Here is a 14,295-nt window from a genome sequence, read left to right as displayed (position 1 = left end):
CGGCCCGCTTCTCGGCGATCTTCGCGTACAGGTACGCGGCCCACTCCTTGATGGCGGGGCCCATCGTCTCCGCGAAGTCATCCGGCAGGTTCGGGCGCGAGAGGGCTTGCGCTTCGCTTCAGTCCTCTCGGGCGGTGGGTTCGCTGCGCTCTCTCACCGCGTGGGCCTTCCGGCTGCGCCTCCAGGCCTACCAGGGCCCGCTTCGCGGGCCCCAGCTGGCTAGAGGGGGCGGGGTGGGTTCTATTCGGGCTGGGTGACCGTCAGGGCCCAGCGGATGGTCTCGTCGGAGGTGTCGATACCGATACTGAAGGACCCGGTCACCATGCCGGGATCCATGCTCACCGTGCCTATGCCTATAGTGTCGGCAGGACAGTCCACGGCGAGGTCGGCAACATGGTTGCCTTGCGATTCCATCGTCGCGTGCACGATGCCGTCTCCCTGGCACGCCACCGTCAACACGGTAGGCAGGCCACCCCACGCACCCGCGGAGACCACTCCCCCGTCCCCAATCTGCTCCTGAACCCACACGAGGCCCTCCGGGCCCGGATGCGGAAGCAGGGCATCAGTCGCCGCTGCCGGGCCTGCACCCAGCGCGGTCATCGCGCCGGCGGCAAGCAACGCCATCATGGACACGTTCTTCGTACGCATCGCGTACTTCCTCCCCTTTGAACACCTGACACGGCAACACCACCCTGACCGTGAACAGGCACACGCACATGAGTACGCCTGCTCACGACCTTCCGGACACCCGGCGCAGGCCGGACCGGTGGAAAGGGGCGGCCGATGCCGATCTCTTCCTCGATGAGCATGCACGAGACCACTGACAACCCACCCCGACCAGGCCTGCAACAGCCGGTTGCCGGTAGTTACACGAACGTGCCTGCGCGGCCGCAACTCCGTGCATAGTGTGCGCATGGATCGATTCGTGGGCCGGGCCCGTCTGGAATGGTGGGCTAATCAGGCGATCTGCCTTGAGGTGTACACCATCGACATCACCCACACCGTGGGCACGGCAGGGACGGCCGGTATGTGGCAGGCAACCGGCCGGCATGCTCCTGTTCTCGACGGCACTCAGCGGGAAGGCTGGGACTTCTTGATCGAGATGGACCCCTACTTCTCTGTCGTGTTTCCCGGCAAGGACAACAGTGGGACCTTCGTGAGAGTCCTCGAAGCAGAGGACGCGGCGCTCACGCTCATAGAGGTGCCGAAGGGCGGATGGCCCGATGAGCAGCACCCCGACCTTCCGGAGCTCGGGCTTTAGCCGGAGGCAGTTGCTGCACGTTTTCCTGCCGCATCAAGGCCCCTGCGCGGCACGGAAGCACCCGGTCTTTGCAGCGGGACCGCTGCCACTGTGTTCACCGACCGCAGCATGGCTCGCGGGCACGGTGAGAGAGCCTGCGGCGAGACCGGAGCATGCGGGCAAGGGGGCGGTCGTTGAGGGCTGTTGTCGAGGAGGTTCGGCGGGCGGGACTGCACGCTGAGTTGATGCAGCATGTACGGTTGGTGGAAATTGGAGATAGCTGGTAGCAGGGCTTATTAGTTCGGTACTCGGTTTTGTGTCGGCTGATGGCCTGGGTGCTGGTCGGGCTGAGTACGGCGTTGCTGTGTTCGGGGAGGAGCGGGATTGTGAGCTGGTATGTGTTGGTGGAGCGAATCAGGCGCGGGGAGTGGGAGTTGGTAGAGAGGATCTCCGTCGAAGGTGGGGAGGAGGAGGCCCTTGCGCGCGCCGAGACGGTTACTCGCACGTGCATTCCATTGTACGACATCGACTCCAGTCGGTGTGGCCGGCTGGTCTTCCGTACTTCACCGGCGAGCTGGCTTGTGGAGCTGCGCAGTTCGATCTGGGTCAAGGGTGACAAGTCGCCGATCACGTCCGCCGAGCATTTGAACGTCCGTGTGGCCGAGCTGGTCCACATGCAGGAGTTGATTCCTGCCGATCCTCCCAAGAAGGGGCTCTTCGGCCGGTGAACGCATCGCGTTCTTCGCTTGTATAAAGTTGGCTGCTGAGGAGCTTCACGCCTATTGCTGATGGGGGCAAAAAGCTGATGCCGCCGGGGAAAGAACGGGATGAATTATATAATCGTTCCTCGGAGGCATTGAGTGACACAGAAGTCGGTGGTTCAGGAGCGGGTCGAATTCTTTGCACGATCGGCTGTGTCTCCCGAGGGAGTGTGGGGCAGGCTGGCTCCATCGCCGGATCCGGTAGGACGATCACGGCTGCCACGAGCATGCTGAAGTCGTTCGCGGACGGCCGACTCATCGTCGTAGCCGGGGTTCTGCTGCGGTCGGCCAGGAGGTAGAGGCCGTACGGGCGAGCGCCGACACCCAGGATGGTAGGAGGCCGGCATGAGAGGCCGCCTGCATGTCTTTCGGTAGGTGTGGAGGCGGCTCTCGGTGAGCCTCACCTCGCCTACACCTGGATCCACCGTCGCAATACCTCAACCGTGTTCTCTGGCGACGTGTTGAAGCACAGCCGGATCCCGGGCGCCGTCTCGACGAGGAGGTTGACCAGCCGCTCGAACAGCAAGGTGTTCTCCGGCAGCATCCGCACACCACCGCCGATCATCGCCAAGCCGAACGCATGCTCCTGGAGCTGTTCCCGGACAGTCGCCTCGGCGCGGTCCAAAGACACGTCGATCAGGCACGGAACAACATCGAACCCCGCTTCGCGCAGCATCGTGTTCGCCGCTTCGATCCGGGCAGTGAATATCGCCTCGTCGATGCCATCGGGCATCCGGCTGTAGTCGAGCGCACTCGGGCGCAAACCGATGGACAGTATCTTCGTGTCGCTCGGCAGTAAAGCCGGGGCGGTCGGTCGGCCCATGGAATGTGCCCTCTCTGTTCACGTCGCACTGATCTTCCCGGTCTATCACGGAAGTTGGGCAAGAAGCCCGCTCGACCGGAAATCGATGAACGATCTCGACCGACCCTCCCGGCACCTCGGCAGATCCGTGAGCCCGCTCTCCCAACAGGCTGCACGGCAGCCGGGAGAGGAATGGTGAGGTGGTCCCCAGCCGGGCACAGAGGGCGCGGACGAGGGGGACGCGGTTCTGGACGTACCGGGCGGTGCCGGCGGCGGGGACGGACAGGCGCCGGTCGGTCTCGCGCAGGATGATGTCGGCCAGGGCGCCGCGGCCGTCGTGTTCGGGCAGGGCGGCGGCATGGCGGGCGACGCCGACGGCCAGGGCACGGATGCGATCTCTCGGTTTCGTGGCAGTGCGCCACCTGCACAGCTACCGCCCCGTGACAGTGAGATCGCCACGATCTCTCACACCTATGACAGTGCGCTCCACTCAAGAAAACCGGGTCGACCTGCGGCAATACGCCGCCCCACCACTGTCTCTCACTCTGCTGTCACGAAACCGAGAGATCGCACGAAGGCGACGGAGAGGCCCAGTGGAGCGGCGAGGCGGGGGTGGCGCCAGACCAGGCAACCGGAACATGTCGAACGGCTCGCACCATTCACCACGTGGTGCGAGCCGTTCGACAACCCAAGAGCCAGCCGGAAGGGGGTACCGGCGAGCCCTTGCTTCACAGGGGGTCCCATGGACTCAACAAGCTCCTGCCCCCGAACTTCGCGCCCATCCCTCCCGACTTTCCGGGGAAGGGCCGACCGGTCAAGACAGGTCGCCTCCCCCGCCCCAGCGGGCCGGATCATCGGGACGGGGGTCGTGGAGAGCACGTCCGCCCGGTCCGTAGAAACCTGTTTCGGTGATGAGGGCGGCGCCTCCGTCGATCTGGTCCTCGCTCCAGCCGGTGATGTCGAGCAGCTGCCCGTCCAGTGGTCCGCCGACCAGCGCGGCACGGCGGCGGCCGGGTGCTGGGCCGGGGTCGGGATCGTCATGGTCGCTTCCGTACACACGACGGCCGGCGGGAGGGGAAGGGGCGTGGTCCATCCGCCCAGCCTGGCAGCCGCGAGGGGGACGGCTGCTGCCGATCCGGACGACAACCAGGCGCAGGGCAGGCCCCCGTAACCCACCCACACTTCCCGCTCGCGGACGCCCATTCAAGAGACGGCGCGCCCGGACCTGGCACTTTGGGCGGGTGGGCCGGCCTGGGGTGCTCCTGGGCAAGCTCACCGTAAGGGAGGCTTGCCCAGGACCGGCCACGGCTTGCTCACCCTCTCAGACCCGTGATCGGACAGCTGACCAGACGTGTCCGACCCGTACACCCCGTCCCCGTGGCGCCCCGGGTACACCGGCTGCAGCCCGCAGGGAAGGGTGGCCGGGGACCGTGGTGCCGGGAAGGGGGCGGGACAGGGCCGGCGGTGTTTCACAGGAGGCCGATGGCGTCGGCGATGCCCAGGCCGACGGCGGTACCGAGCAGGCGTGTCAGCACGGCGCAGGTGATCCAGGTTCCAAAGATCGCCGCCAGCCACAAGGACGCTTTGGTGCCTGACCCTTTGCCCATTCCTCTGGTCAGGAAGGCCAGAGCGACTCCGCCGAGCAGTGTGATGAGAACGTAGACCGCTATGGCCGTTCCGATAGGTCCGCTGGGCGGAGTCGGGTCCGTGTAGACGACAGCCGACGTGGCGAGTGACGTCATCAGGGCGGAGAGGAGGACGAGCGCCCCTGCGCCGGCGACCAGCGTGCGCCGGACCGGGCTTGCGACGAAGGCTTCGGTGCGCTTGTGGGCGGCGAGGAAGGCGTTCTGCTCGTCCTCGTCCGCCCCAAGAACGGTTACCAGGGCGAGAAAACCGGGGCGGGGGGCGGGTAGTTTCCTGCTGAAGAACCAGGCGTAGAGACGGTCGGGGTTCTCCGCGATCTTTGCGCCGTCCAGAGTGGTTTCCGCCATCCGGTCCCATGTCCAGACGTCGCGTCCAGCTCTGGCTCGCAGGTTCCACAGCTGTTGAGTGAGATCTTCGGGGTGCGGACCTTGGCCAGTGGCCGTACGGAAGAGCCGGCCGAGTGCTTGGAGAAGGTCCTGGTAGGAACGTTGTCCTCACGGTCGGTCCTATTGTCCGAGACAACCGCGACCGGCGCCGCGGCAGCGGTGAGGGTGTCATCGGCGAGATGATGGTCCGCAGCGGCTGAGGAAGTGCTCTGTTCCGCCCCGGAAGCCGGCGTCGGGTTGGCGGCGACGACGGCCCCCGGGACGACGGTGGGCGAGGGGGTGTCCGTGGGGCGGTGGTGCAGGCCGAGGTCTTCGCGGAGTTCGTCGAGTTCCTGGTCCTGTTCGGCAAGTTCTGCGGCGGCCTGATCGAGGGCGTCGGCCATGCGGTCCAGAGGAGGCAGGATCGGTTCGAGGGCTTCCGGAGGAAGAAGGGTGCCGGTGGTGTCCGGTTCGTCGTCCAGGGCGTGGCGGGCCGCGGCCCTGGCCTCGGAGGCCTTCTCCTCGGCGGCCACGCGCAGTTCGTAGGCGTGGCCGGCCGCACGGCGGGCGTGTGCGAGCTGGGCGTCGGCCTGCTGGTGGAGTTCCTGGGAGCGTTCCAGGGCGCGCTGGAGTTGTTCGACTTCTGCTCGTGCTTCCTGGCGGGCCCGGTCGCGTTCGGCACGCAGCTGGACGCACTGGTCCTGAAGGACGGACACCATGCCCTCCAACTGGACGCACCGTTTCTCGGATGCGGCCGGACGCCGCATGGCCTCGAGCTGCTGGAGCCGGGCGTCGTCCAGACGCAGGAGCGCGGTGGTGGTTTCCGAACGCTTCTCGGGTACCCGGGCCGGGAGGGGGCGGCCGGCCTTCAGCTCCTCCTCCGCAGCCTCCGCCTCGCGGCGCAGCTTGTGCCCTTCCTTGCGGAGTGATTCGCGCAGGCGGGGCTCACGGATCAGCTCGTCGACGAGGTCGTCCACGAGCTCCGCGTCAGGAAGCCGGGTTCCGTTGCGCAGTCCGGTCCACGTCGACTTGGAGTGGGGGAACATCTTCTCCAGTTCCCGCGCCGTGACCTGGCGGGTGACTTTGCGTACCCACAGGGCCAGGTCGTCGGCCTGCGGCGTGCGCCCGTTCAGATCACCCAACGGTCGTGCCATACCGTCCCTCCCCCACCGCTCCTCCTATGGACAACAGGCGGTTGTCCACGAAAACCGGCTCGCCACCTGCGGTGACACAACCCGGCCCACCGAACAATCTCACGCCCCGTCACATTGGAGTCACCCAAACGGCCCAACTTCTTCTGAGGTGTCTCCCATGCCGGTTCCCCGTCCGCCCAAGCCCACCCGCAAGACCTGGCCCTACGCCGTCGTCGCCGTCCTCGTCCTCGCCGTCAACGCCGGTTGGCCCGCCGCCGACGTCATCAAGCTCGCCACCGTCCTGCTCGTCCTGCTCGTCCTGATCGCCCTCGTCGTCCGCGCCGGGCCCGACGACTCCTGAATCCCAGGCGTGTGAAAGCAGAACGGCCCCGGAAGGTTCCCGGGGCCGTGTTCGCCCGGTGCGACCGGGGTGGGGGATGGATGAGCTTGTGCGGGACGGGATACTCACGTCGCAGCCGTTCAGGCCGGCGGGCAGCGTGGCAGCCGTGGGTGTGTTCGGAGCCGCCCATGGCATCAGGAACCCGTGAAGAGTTCGCTCGTGGTGGCCCGTTCCCGGCGGTGCCGTTCTACGGTCGCCCCATGAGCAAATCCGTAGGCCGGATGTCTGCCGACCGCAGTATGCGCCGCTGTTCGGTGGCACTCGCCCTCGGTGCGCTCCTCCTCGGTGCTCTGGGAGTGACGGCCGGCAGCGTGTGGGTTCTGGGTGTCGGTGCGTGGCTCCTCATCGCCGCCGTACTCCTCGAACTCGTCTACCGCCCCTGACCTGGCGTGGAACAGGGTCGAGGGTGTGGAGCCGCGTCGGAAGACGGGGTGTGCGTCGACGGCGGACCTGGGCCGTTCGCCGTCGACGCCGGCCTGTCCGCCGGAGGGGTAGGTTGCCCCCGGATGTGGGAAACGAGCGGAACGAGGGGTCAGTGACAGGACGGGACGGCAAGGAGGCGGGTGCCTTGCCTTCGGCGGTGGTGGACTGCGCGCTGTACGAGGGCGGTCACCGGATTCCCGGGCAGGTGAGCCTGGAGGCGATCAAGAGGCGGATGGACCCGCAGGCCGGGCGGTTCGCGTGGATCGGTCTGTACGAGCCCACCGCGGAGCAGTTGCAGGAGGTCGCCGACGCCTTCGGCCTGCACCCCCTGGCCGTCGAGGACGCCGTCCACGCCCATCAGCGTCCCAAGCTGGAGCGCTACGGCGACATGCTGTTCCTGGTGCTGAAGACGATCGTCTACGTCGACCACGAGAAGGTCACCGCGACCAGCGAGATCGTCGACACCGGCGAGATCATGGTCTTCGCCGGCCCCGGCTACGCGATCACCGTCCGCCACGGCAGCGCGCCCCCGCTGGAAGGCGTGCGCCGTCTGCTCCAGGAGGATCCCCAGCAGCTGGGCCGCGGTCCCGCCGCCGTCCTGCACGCGGTGGCCGACATGGTCGTCGACCGCTACATCGACGTCGCCGACGCCTTCGCCGGCGACGTCGACACCCTGGAAGCCGAGGTCTTCTCCCCCGACACGCCCGTCGACGCCGCACGCATCTACCAGCTCAAGCGGGAACTACTGGAGTTCAAACGCGCCGTCACGCCCCTCACCGGCTCCCTGCAGCGCCTGAGCGACAACAGCGTGCCGGGGATCCCGCCGAAGGTGGCCACCTACTTCCGGGACGTCACCGACCACCACCAGCGCGTCATCGAACAGATCCTGTCCTTCGACGAACTGATCACCGGCATGCTCACCGCCAGCATCGCCCAGCTCGGCGTCCAGCAGAACGCCGACATGCGCCGCATCAGCGCCTGGGCCGCCCTCATCGCCGTTCCCACCATGATCGTCGGCATCTACGGCATGAACTTCGAGCACATGCCCGAACTCGCCTCCCCCTACGGCTACCCGGCGGTCTGGCTGACCATGATCACCGTGTGTACGGTGGTCTACCGCGCCCTGAGCCGCAACAAATGGCTCTAGGCGTGACACCCCCACCCTCCGGCGGAGCGGCAACGGAGTTCGACGGACGGGCCGGCCCCAAGGAGAACCGGGCGGCGGAACGGGCCGAGCCGGAGGCCGTCGGGGGAGAGGGTGGGCACCGTGATCTACTTCCCTGCCAGAAGGGGATCGTGAACACGTTGTCGGTGGTACTGAAGCGGACCTGGATCGACTGGGCCGTCCTGGTCTGCATGGCGGTCACCGCCGCCCGCTGCAGGAGTCCTTTCCTGGTGGTCCTGTTCACTGCGCTTGCCCTTGCGGTAGCAGTCATCGCCACACGAAAGACCCGGCAGATCCTCAGGGCTCTCCAGGACGGCGGAACACCTCGAAGAAGCCGGTGGTGAACAGGAGCAGCGGGACCAGGGCGGTGATGGATGCCGGGAGGGCCGGGACATGCCGAACGGTCCGCACCACCGCCCGATGGTGCGGACCGTTCGACAACCCGAGAGCCTGCCAGCAGGGGGTACAAGCAGGCCCTGTCTTTTCAAAGCGGTCCCATGCGCTCCATCTCCGCATGCCCCCGAACCCCGCGCCCACACCTCCGACTTTCCGGGGGCCGGTGTTCCGGTGGATGAGCGGCTCAGAGAACGCCGTGCGTCTCCTTGGAATGCCCGCATCTCACCCACTGGTCTCCGCCCACACCGCCGTGGTCGGGGAACTCCGTCCGGCAGGGGTCGTCACCGCCCGAGCCCCTGTAGCGCCGACAGCGGCACCAGTGCGGGTCGGCGGAGGCGGCAGCTTTCCGGAACACCTGAATCCGAGCGAGTTCCGCTCCGCGGAGCTCAGCTCCAGCCCCGACTCGCGGATCATCGCCACGGCCTTGTCCTGCGCTTCGACGAGTACCGCAACCGCCTCGGCCAGTATCCGCGACTGCGCGTCGGTCCTGTCGTTCCGCTTCGGCCCAGGCATCTGCGCCCTCCTGACCGGTCAGATCTGGGCGTGCTCGAACTCCGTGTGCTCACAGGTCCTGGTGGGCGATCCCGTGCCGAAGTCCGGGCCGGTGAAGTCGGTCCAGGTGTTGAGGCAGGGTTCTTCACCGCCCGAGCCGCCGTAGTCGCCGCAGCCGCAGAAGTGCGGGGTCGGCGGGGGGTCCAGTTCGGCCTGGCAGGGGCGGCCGACCCAGTCGCGTTCCTCGGGGGACAGGTCCGCGCCCGAGGCGCGTACGAGGTCCGCGGCCTTGCGGCGGGCTTCGATGAGCAGGACACCCGCCTCGGCCAGGGTCCGGTTCTGGTCTGTCGTTCGGTCATTCCAGTTCACGGCTGCCGTCCTACCAGGGATCGCGGACCGGTCCCCCGCGACGCGCCCGCGCGGCTTCTCCGGCTCGTCCATCGGAAGCCAAGAGGCCGAACAGCGGGTGCGCTGGATCGGGGACAGAAGCTGACCTAGATGCCTCCTACGGTCGCCTCATGACGACTTCGCCGGAAAACCAGGTCCCGTTTCTTCCAGGTGAGCGAGGTGAACTGCTACGCGCGCTGGCGGAGCAGCGTGAGCTGCTCCTGATCGCGGTCCGCGGGATCACGGACGCCGAGGCCGCGCGGCGCACGACGGTGAGCGAGCTCACCCTGGGCGGGATCGTGAAGCACCTGGCCTGTGGCGAGCGGGTGTGGATGCAGGTCTTGGTCGAGGGGGACGGGGAACTGCCGGAGGGCATGCTCGACATGGGGCAGTACCGGATGGCGGAGGACGAGACGCTCGCCGTACTGCTGGAGCAGTACGCGACGGCTGCGCAGACGACCGAGGAGGCTGTGGCGGGGCTTGTGGACCTCGGCTTGAGCGTCCCGCTGCCCAGGACTCCGTGGTCTCCGCCGGAGACCGTCCACTGGTCCGCGCGCCGGATCCTGCTGCATCTGATCAGGGAGACGGCGCAGCACGCCGGACATGCCGACATCATTCGGGAAGTGCTCGACGGGGCCAGCACCACGGCTCAGCGATGATGCCGGCGTGCGTCGAGTGGTTGTCCCGCGCCATCGACACCGGCGACGCCGATACCTGCTGACATTCGTGTGTCGTCGGCCTCGCCGCCTTCGGCGGAGGGCTGGATGATGACGACGTCGGCGCGCTCGCACGCGACGAGGCAGTCGGTACGCCGGACCATCGCGACTCCGGCCGGCTGGGTGCGCAGGTCGGTGCGCCGGGCTTCGTGGTCCAGGCGCGGCACCTGGGCAGGGGTGCCGCGGCAGACGGTGACAGCGGGCAGAGTCGTCCTCGGCTTGGGGGCGGCCTTCTTGCTGCGGCAGCTCATCATGTGTCCTGTGCGGCGCGGTTCCATGCTGAGTCGCGCAGAAGCCGCAGTCCGTTGAGGCCGACGATGACGGCGTCGGCGGTTTCCAGGGCGAGGTAGGAGCCCGCGCGGTCCGTGGCGATGCGGGTGTGGCCGTCGACGGTGGCGGTGACACCGATGCGGGGGGAGAGAGGCGGAGCCCCCGCGCCGGCGATGGCCGGGCCGCGGGTGCGGGCGGTGTCGACGACGGCGGACTTCACCAGTACGCCGTGGCGTCCGGTGTTGGCGATGGCAGAAGCCCGGCTCGGAGGAGCTCGCGGAGTGGGCAGCTGCCGGCCGACCCGATGTCCTCGAGGAGCTCTTCGCTCGCCTGCGGGGGGGCCTGGAGTCCCGGTCGGCGCAGGCCGCGCCCCCGTCCAAGACCGGTACGTCGTCGGGTACCGGCGGGCGGCCACGGTCCGCGGCTGTGAGACCAGCGTCGTCCCGGTGTGTCCCCCGGGTGGTCGGCAGAGCTCCGCGTTCTCTTCCCGTAAGAAGAGCCGGTCCCCTGGCGCTGTCGTTCTCCCTTCGTCGGCAAGGCCTCTGTCGGGGTCCTTTCACAGCCCGTGCCGGTCAAGGACGGTCATGAGCTTCCGCCGGCGTTTCAGTTCCCTCCGCAGGTCGGCGAGAAGGTGGGCGAACGCGTCCTCGGTTCCCAGCGCGCGATGGCAGTCACGGGCGGCTCGGAGCAGTCGCGCCAGGTGCTCGTAGGCACGGTCGCCCGTCGGCTCCTTCGACCGCTCGATCAGCCGCAGGTACACATCGAGCGCCTCGGCCGGGCGCGTGTCGCGTGACAGATCGGCGAGCTGCGCCCACTGCCGGTCGTCGGCGCGGCCGGCGGCCTGCCGCCAGGCGGCGTCCAGATCGCCGTCGTCGAGCAACGCGTCGATCAGCACGGGCCCGCCGTACCGGCCGCCGCGCTCCCGAGGGGCGTCCTCCTCCAGGGTGGCCAGCGCCGCCGCGCGCTCGGTCTCCCAGCAGTTCGCCGCCCCGGCGGCGGTACGCAGTTGCCGGTAGGCGGTCAGGGACCGCTCGATACGGAACCGGTCCCGGCGTACCGCGACCGCGTCGGCCGCCCGCCCCGTCCGCGCGTACCGCGCGCACACGTAGTCGACCAGGCGGCCGTCGAGGTACGTCTCGGCGGCGCAGTCGCGCAGTCCGCGCTCCGCCCAGGCAAGGGCCTCGTCCGCGCGTCCCGCGGATTCCAGTTCCTCGGCGATGAGCAGATGGGTCGCACCGGTCGGGACGAGGTCCCGCGCATGCAGGGCGACCAACGCGTCGACGTCACCCTCCGCCTTGATCAGACGGTCCATCAGGTACCGCTCCGCCCAACCGGAAGGCCTGCGCTCGAGCGCCTCGGTGGCCAGCCGTCGTAGGCGCGCCAGCCCGTCCGGTCCCAGCACGTCGGCGTAGTCCAGCGGGTCCAGGTCCGTCACGCCGTCGCCGAGCACCGAGCCGACCAGCCAGTCGGCCAGCCGGGCCGGATCGGGGCGTGCGACTCCGCACGCCTCCAGATGGGCCTCGGCCACCGCGGCGGCGGCCTGGCCGACCGCACCGTCCGAGTCGTCGATCGCCTCGTACGCCTCCTCCAGTGTCCGGATCGCCTCCTCGGCCAGATCCACCGCATACGCCGCCTGCCCGTCGGCGGTCAGGGCGCGCAGCGCGCTCGCCGCCTCGGCGACTTGTCGTGCGTACCCGGAGGCATCCGCGTACTCGATGCATCCGTACCGGGCGAACGGTCGTGGATCGGTCAGGGCGACGATCCGGCCCCGGACCGTACCGAGGTCACGGCGCGCGGTGGCTGCCCGCAGCTCCAAGCGCCCGCGCAGTTCCCGGTCCGCGGCGATCTGCTCCCGCACCAGCGCCAGGAGTTCGTCGCGCGAGAGAGCCGAAAGCCACGCTTCCAGGCCCGAAGCCCGCGCTCGTGCCGCGACTCGCCGCTGGGGGACCGCCTTCACCCGCCGCAGCACGGCGAGCCCGACCGCCACACAGTGCTTGCAGAAGTTGCCTTCCTGCCCGTACGGGCAGTCGCACCATCCCGAGACCGCCTCGTCGCCGCCGAGGGTGAGCTCCACCTCGTAGACGTCCGTACCGTGCACCACGGCGGTGACCGAGTCCTCCCCCACCTCCAGCCCGCTCACCGCGTCCAGGTATCCCGGCCCTCGCTCGAAGGACCGGGTCCCGGCCAGCGCCCTCAGATCGTCCTCGCCGAACCCCACTGCTTTCACCGTCACACCGATATTCAACTGTGAGAGGCGGAGCGTCACCGGACCGGTTCGAATCCCTCATGCCGCCCGGCTGTCTCCCGACCTTGTGACGTGACCGGCGACCCCGTTCAGGCCCTTACGATCTCCGGCATGTCGATCTCGCCCATACGTCCTGCGCGGCGCCCGCCGTGCACCGCGTCGACGGCGTGAGCGAGGCCGCCGCGGCACTGTTCGTCCCGGCCGTTGCCGCTGTCTTGCCCGCGCGCACGGGGGAGGTGGGGGCGGTCGACGGCTCGACGCTGGTGTCCGCCCGTGCCGTGCCCGAGTCCGTGGACGATCCGCAGTTGCGCAAGCAGAAGAGGGCGGCGATCGCCATCGGCGGCGTATCGATCGCCCTCGCCCTGGCCGTCGGGCTCCGTGGTGAATGGCTCGGCGCGTTCATGACCCTGCTCGTCGCTCCCTTCGGTCTCGGGCTCACCGCGGTCGGCGTCGTGACGGCCGGTGATCATCGCTGTTCTCGCCCTGCTGAGGCCTGTTGCGGAAGCGGGCGCCGAGGTGGCGTCGGCTACGGAGCCGGGTGAGTTGTCGGTCGCGCCCCCGCTGCCCGGAGGAGTTCGGCGGCGTCCGGGTGCGGGCCGTTGTCCGCCCATTCCAGTGGGGACCTGCCCGCGCCGTGGTCCTCACGGAGGTGGGGATCGGCGCTATGGGCCAACAGCTGCCGGATCGTTTCGGTGTGCCCCCAGCAGGCGGCCGCGCACAGCGGTGTGCCCTCCGAGCCGGGGCCGCTGCTTTCAGTGTCGGGAGAAGCCCCGGCTTCCAAGAGCAGGCGCGCTGTCTCGGCCTCGCCCTGGACCGAGGCCAGGTACAGCGGAGTGGTGCCGTCGGTGTCCCGTCCCTCCGGACTCGCTCCCCTGCGCAACAGGGCCTTCGTGCGCAGGGCGTCGCCTGCGAGGATCGCTTCGAAGAGGTGATGGGAGAGCTTCTTCCGCTTGCGCTGCTTCATGGCCGGTGAAGCTAGCGGTCGCGGGTACGCCGGGGCCACTCATATCCGTTCGCCGGTCGCCGCGACCGGTGCGGCGGCTTCGTGGCGGACACGGAGCCGGGTACGGCCCGGCAGGCGCGCGTGGGTCCGTGAGGGCGTGGCGGTCAGCGGTAGGCGGCGAGGAAGACGCGGGTGCCGGCGGTGGCGTAGTGGTCGAGGTCGGCCTCGGTGTGCCGGGCGCTGCCGGTGAACATGGCCTTGTTCACCGGGATCCACAGCAGCAGGCCGGAGAAGTGGTTCGCGGCCAGGAGCGGGTCGTCGACGCGCAGGAGCCCCTGGTCGGTCAGGCGCCGGAAGGTCGCCGCCAGTGTGGTGAGGGCTCGTTGGAAGCCTCGCTCGTACCACTCGGTCCCCAGGTCGGGGAAGACGTCGGCGTTGGCGATGATCAGGCGTCGCAGCTGGATCACGCGGGGGCGTACGGCGACGCCGCGGCCTACTTCATGACCGCGGCCGTGGGCATGCCCGCCGAGGCCGTCGCCGGGATGCGGCGGGCCCCCTTCTGGGGCGGCATGGAGGCCACCGCCCGCACCCTGCCCTACGACGGCCGGGTCATGGGGGACACCATGTCCGGCCGGCCGCTGCCCGCCGACCGCTGGCGGTCCGTGACCGTCCCCGTCCTCGTCGGCAGCGGGGACGCGGGCGCCCCGCACATGCTCACCGGCGTGCGGGAACTCGCCGCACTGGCCGACAACTTCACCCTGCGCGTCTTCCCCGGCCAGGAGCACACCATCGCCCCGGGGCTCCTCGCCCCCGTCCTGACCGGCTTCTTCACCATCGGGGAGCGGGCGTGAGCAAGGTCCTCGCGGCCCGGGGCCGCGCCCGGCGGGAATCGCGGGCTGGGAGGGGTGTGCCC

At 69.1% G+C, this 14,295-nt stretch carries 19 protein-coding genes; 9 read left to right on the top strand and 10 right to left on the bottom strand.

Going from position 1 to position 14,295, the window contains the following annotated elements; translation table 11 throughout:
- Positions 1-240: 240 nt before the first annotated feature.
- Positions 241-648, bottom strand: coding sequence for a hypothetical protein (locus AB0398_RS33010; RefSeq protein WP_366379359.1), 408 nt, complete (start codon positions 646-648; stop codon positions 241-243).
- 265 nt (positions 649-913) lie between these two features.
- Here AB0398_RS33010 and AB0398_RS33005 point away from each other — a divergent pair, with 265 nt between their 5' ends.
- Both AB0398_RS33005 and AB0398_RS33000 read left to right on the top strand, forming a co-directional pair.
- Positions 914-1,261 (top strand): hypothetical protein, encoded by a 348-nt coding sequence (locus AB0398_RS33005; RefSeq protein ID WP_366379358.1) that lies wholly within the window; start codon positions 914-916, stop codon positions 1,259-1,261.
- A gap of 305 nt (positions 1,262-1,566) precedes the next feature.
- Positions 1,567-1,968, top strand: a complete 402-nt coding sequence (locus AB0398_RS33000; RefSeq protein ID WP_366379357.1) for a hypothetical protein — start codon at positions 1,567-1,569, stop codon at positions 1,966-1,968.
- Positions 1,969-2,410: 442 nt separating this feature from the next.
- Here the strand turns inward: AB0398_RS33000 and AB0398_RS32995 are convergent, their stop codons facing one another.
- The 3 genes from AB0398_RS32995 to AB0398_RS32985 form a co-directional block, all read right to left on the bottom strand.
- Positions 2,411-2,824, bottom strand: a complete 414-nt coding sequence (locus AB0398_RS32995) for a hypothetical protein (protein WP_366379356.1) — start codon at positions 2,822-2,824, stop codon at positions 2,411-2,413.
- Positions 2,825-3,617: 793 nt separating this feature from the next.
- A complete protein-coding gene (locus AB0398_RS32990) occupies positions 3,618-3,896 on the bottom strand; it encodes a hypothetical protein (protein WP_366379355.1) in 279 nt (92 codons plus the stop codon).
- A 376-nt stretch (positions 3,897-4,272) separates the two neighbouring features.
- A complete protein-coding gene (locus tag AB0398_RS32985; protein ID WP_366379354.1) occupies positions 4,273-4,794 on the bottom strand; it encodes a hypothetical protein in 522 nt (173 codons plus the stop codon).
- Positions 4,795-5,126: 332 nt separating this feature from the next.
- Between AB0398_RS32985 and AB0398_RS32980 the strand changes: the two genes are divergently transcribed.
- From AB0398_RS32980 to AB0398_RS32965, 4 genes are all read left to right on the top strand, one after another.
- The gene (locus tag AB0398_RS32980) at positions 5,127-5,741 is read left to right on the top strand and encodes a hypothetical protein (protein ID WP_366379353.1); all 615 of its coding nucleotides are present in this window, start codon (positions 5,127-5,129) and stop codon (positions 5,739-5,741) included.
- 382 nt (positions 5,742-6,123) lie between these two features.
- Positions 6,124-6,306, top strand: a complete 183-nt coding sequence (locus tag AB0398_RS32975) for a hypothetical protein (protein WP_366379352.1) — start codon at positions 6,124-6,126, stop codon at positions 6,304-6,306.
- 239 nt (positions 6,307-6,545) lie between these two features.
- Positions 6,546-6,728: a hypothetical protein gene (locus AB0398_RS32970; RefSeq protein WP_366379351.1), complete on the top strand. Its 183-nt coding sequence runs from the start codon at positions 6,546-6,548 to the stop codon at positions 6,726-6,728.
- 185 nt (positions 6,729-6,913) lie between these two features.
- Positions 6,914-7,915 (top strand): magnesium and cobalt transport protein CorA, encoded by a 1,002-nt coding sequence (locus AB0398_RS32965; protein WP_366379350.1) that lies wholly within the window; start codon positions 6,914-6,916, stop codon positions 7,913-7,915.
- 945 nt (positions 7,916-8,860) lie between these two features.
- Here the strand turns inward: AB0398_RS32965 and AB0398_RS32960 are convergent.
- Positions 8,861-9,190: a DUF6422 family protein gene (locus tag AB0398_RS32960; protein WP_366379349.1), complete on the bottom strand. Its 330-nt coding sequence runs from the start codon at positions 9,188-9,190 to the stop codon at positions 8,861-8,863.
- A 149-nt stretch (positions 9,191-9,339) separates the two neighbouring features.
- Between AB0398_RS32960 and AB0398_RS32955 the strand changes: the two genes are divergently transcribed.
- Positions 9,340-9,867, top strand: coding sequence for a DinB family protein (locus tag AB0398_RS32955; protein WP_366379348.1), 528 nt, complete (start codon positions 9,340-9,342; stop codon positions 9,865-9,867).
- On the opposite strand, the gene AB0398_RS32950 is transcribed toward AB0398_RS32955, so the two are convergent.
- The 3 genes from AB0398_RS32950 to AB0398_RS32940 form a co-directional block, all read right to left on the bottom strand.
- On the bottom strand, positions 9,858-10,175 hold the full coding sequence (locus tag AB0398_RS32950; RefSeq protein WP_366379347.1) for a hypothetical protein: 318 nt from the start codon (positions 10,173-10,175) through the stop codon (positions 9,858-9,860). The two genes, AB0398_RS32955 and AB0398_RS32950, sit on opposite strands and share 10 nt — an antisense overlap.
- A complete protein-coding gene (locus tag AB0398_RS32945) occupies positions 10,175-10,414 on the bottom strand; it encodes a hypothetical protein (protein WP_366379346.1) in 240 nt (79 codons plus the stop codon). The genes AB0398_RS32950 and AB0398_RS32945 overlap by 1 nt, the downstream gene beginning before the upstream one ends.
- Before the next feature lie 336 nt (positions 10,415-10,750).
- Entirely contained in the window at positions 10,751-12,427 is a 1,677-nt protein-coding gene (locus AB0398_RS32940) for an SWIM zinc finger family protein (protein WP_366379345.1), read from the bottom strand.
- 161 nt (positions 12,428-12,588) lie between these two features.
- On the opposite strand from AB0398_RS32940, the gene AB0398_RS32935 reads away from it, so the two are divergent.
- A complete protein-coding gene (locus tag AB0398_RS32935; protein WP_366379344.1) occupies positions 12,589-12,981 on the top strand; it encodes a hypothetical protein in 393 nt (130 codons plus the stop codon).
- On the opposite strand, the gene AB0398_RS32930 is transcribed toward AB0398_RS32935, so the two are convergent.
- Both AB0398_RS32930 and AB0398_RS32925 read right to left on the bottom strand, forming a co-directional pair.
- Positions 12,966-13,403, bottom strand: a complete 438-nt coding sequence (locus tag AB0398_RS32930; protein ID WP_366379343.1) for an ankyrin repeat domain-containing protein — start codon at positions 13,401-13,403, stop codon at positions 12,966-12,968. The genes AB0398_RS32935 and AB0398_RS32930 overlap by 16 nt on opposite strands.
- Positions 13,404-13,546: 143 nt before the next feature.
- A complete protein-coding gene (locus AB0398_RS32925; RefSeq protein WP_366379342.1) occupies positions 13,547-13,849 on the bottom strand; it encodes a TetR/AcrR family transcriptional regulator C-terminal domain-containing protein in 303 nt (100 codons plus the stop codon).
- Positions 13,850-13,882: 33 nt separating this feature from the next.
- On the opposite strand from AB0398_RS32925, the gene AB0398_RS32920 reads away from it, so the two are divergent.
- Positions 13,883-14,233 (top strand): hypothetical protein, encoded by a 351-nt coding sequence (locus AB0398_RS32920; protein WP_366379341.1) that lies wholly within the window; start codon positions 13,883-13,885, stop codon positions 14,231-14,233.
- The last annotated feature ends 62 nt before the right edge of the window (positions 14,234-14,295 follow it).

It is taken from the genome of Streptomyces sp. NPDC086147, from assembly GCF_040702165.1.
Taxonomy (GTDB): Bacteria; Actinomycetota; Actinomycetes; order Streptomycetales; family Streptomycetaceae; genus Streptomyces.
Note: the sequence above shows the minus strand (reverse complement) of the source record. Positions and strands in the feature narration are given on the sequence as shown.

Coding starts and splice junctions, on each gene's coding strand:
- AB0398_RS33010 (WP_366379359.1), bottom strand. CDS start 648: ATGCGTACGAAGAACGTGTCCATGATGGCGTTGCTTGCCGCCGGCGCG.
- AB0398_RS33005 (WP_366379358.1), top strand. CDS start 914: ATGGATCGATTCGTGGGCCGGGCCCGTCTGGAATGGTGGGCTAATCAG.
- AB0398_RS33000 (WP_366379357.1), top strand. CDS start 1,567: ATGGCCTGGGTGCTGGTCGGGCTGAGTACGGCGTTGCTGTGTTCGGGG.
- AB0398_RS32995 (WP_366379356.1), bottom strand. CDS start 2,824: ATGGGCCGACCGACCGCCCCGGCTTTACTGCCGAGCGACACGAAGATA.
- AB0398_RS32990 (WP_366379355.1), bottom strand. CDS start 3,896: ATGGACCACGCCCCTTCCCCTCCCGCCGGCCGTCGTGTGTACGGAAGC.
- AB0398_RS32985 (WP_366379354.1), bottom strand. CDS start 4,794: ATGGCGGAAACCACTCTGGACGGCGCAAAGATCGCGGAGAACCCCGAC.
- AB0398_RS32975 (WP_366379352.1), top strand. CDS start 6,124: ATGCCGGTTCCCCGTCCGCCCAAGCCCACCCGCAAGACCTGGCCCTAC.
- AB0398_RS32970 (WP_366379351.1), top strand. CDS start 6,546: ATGAGCAAATCCGTAGGCCGGATGTCTGCCGACCGCAGTATGCGCCGC.
- AB0398_RS32955 (WP_366379348.1), top strand. CDS start 9,340: ATGACGACTTCGCCGGAAAACCAGGTCCCGTTTCTTCCAGGTGAGCGA.
- AB0398_RS32950 (WP_366379347.1), bottom strand. CDS start 10,175: ATGAGCTGCCGCAGCAAGAAGGCCGCCCCCAAGCCGAGGACGACTCTG.
- AB0398_RS32930 (WP_366379343.1), bottom strand. CDS start 13,403: ATGAAGCAGCGCAAGCGGAAGAAGCTCTCCCATCACCTCTTCGAAGCG.
- AB0398_RS32920 (WP_366379341.1), top strand. CDS start 13,883: ATGACCGCGGCCGTGGGCATGCCCGCCGAGGCCGTCGCCGGGATGCGG.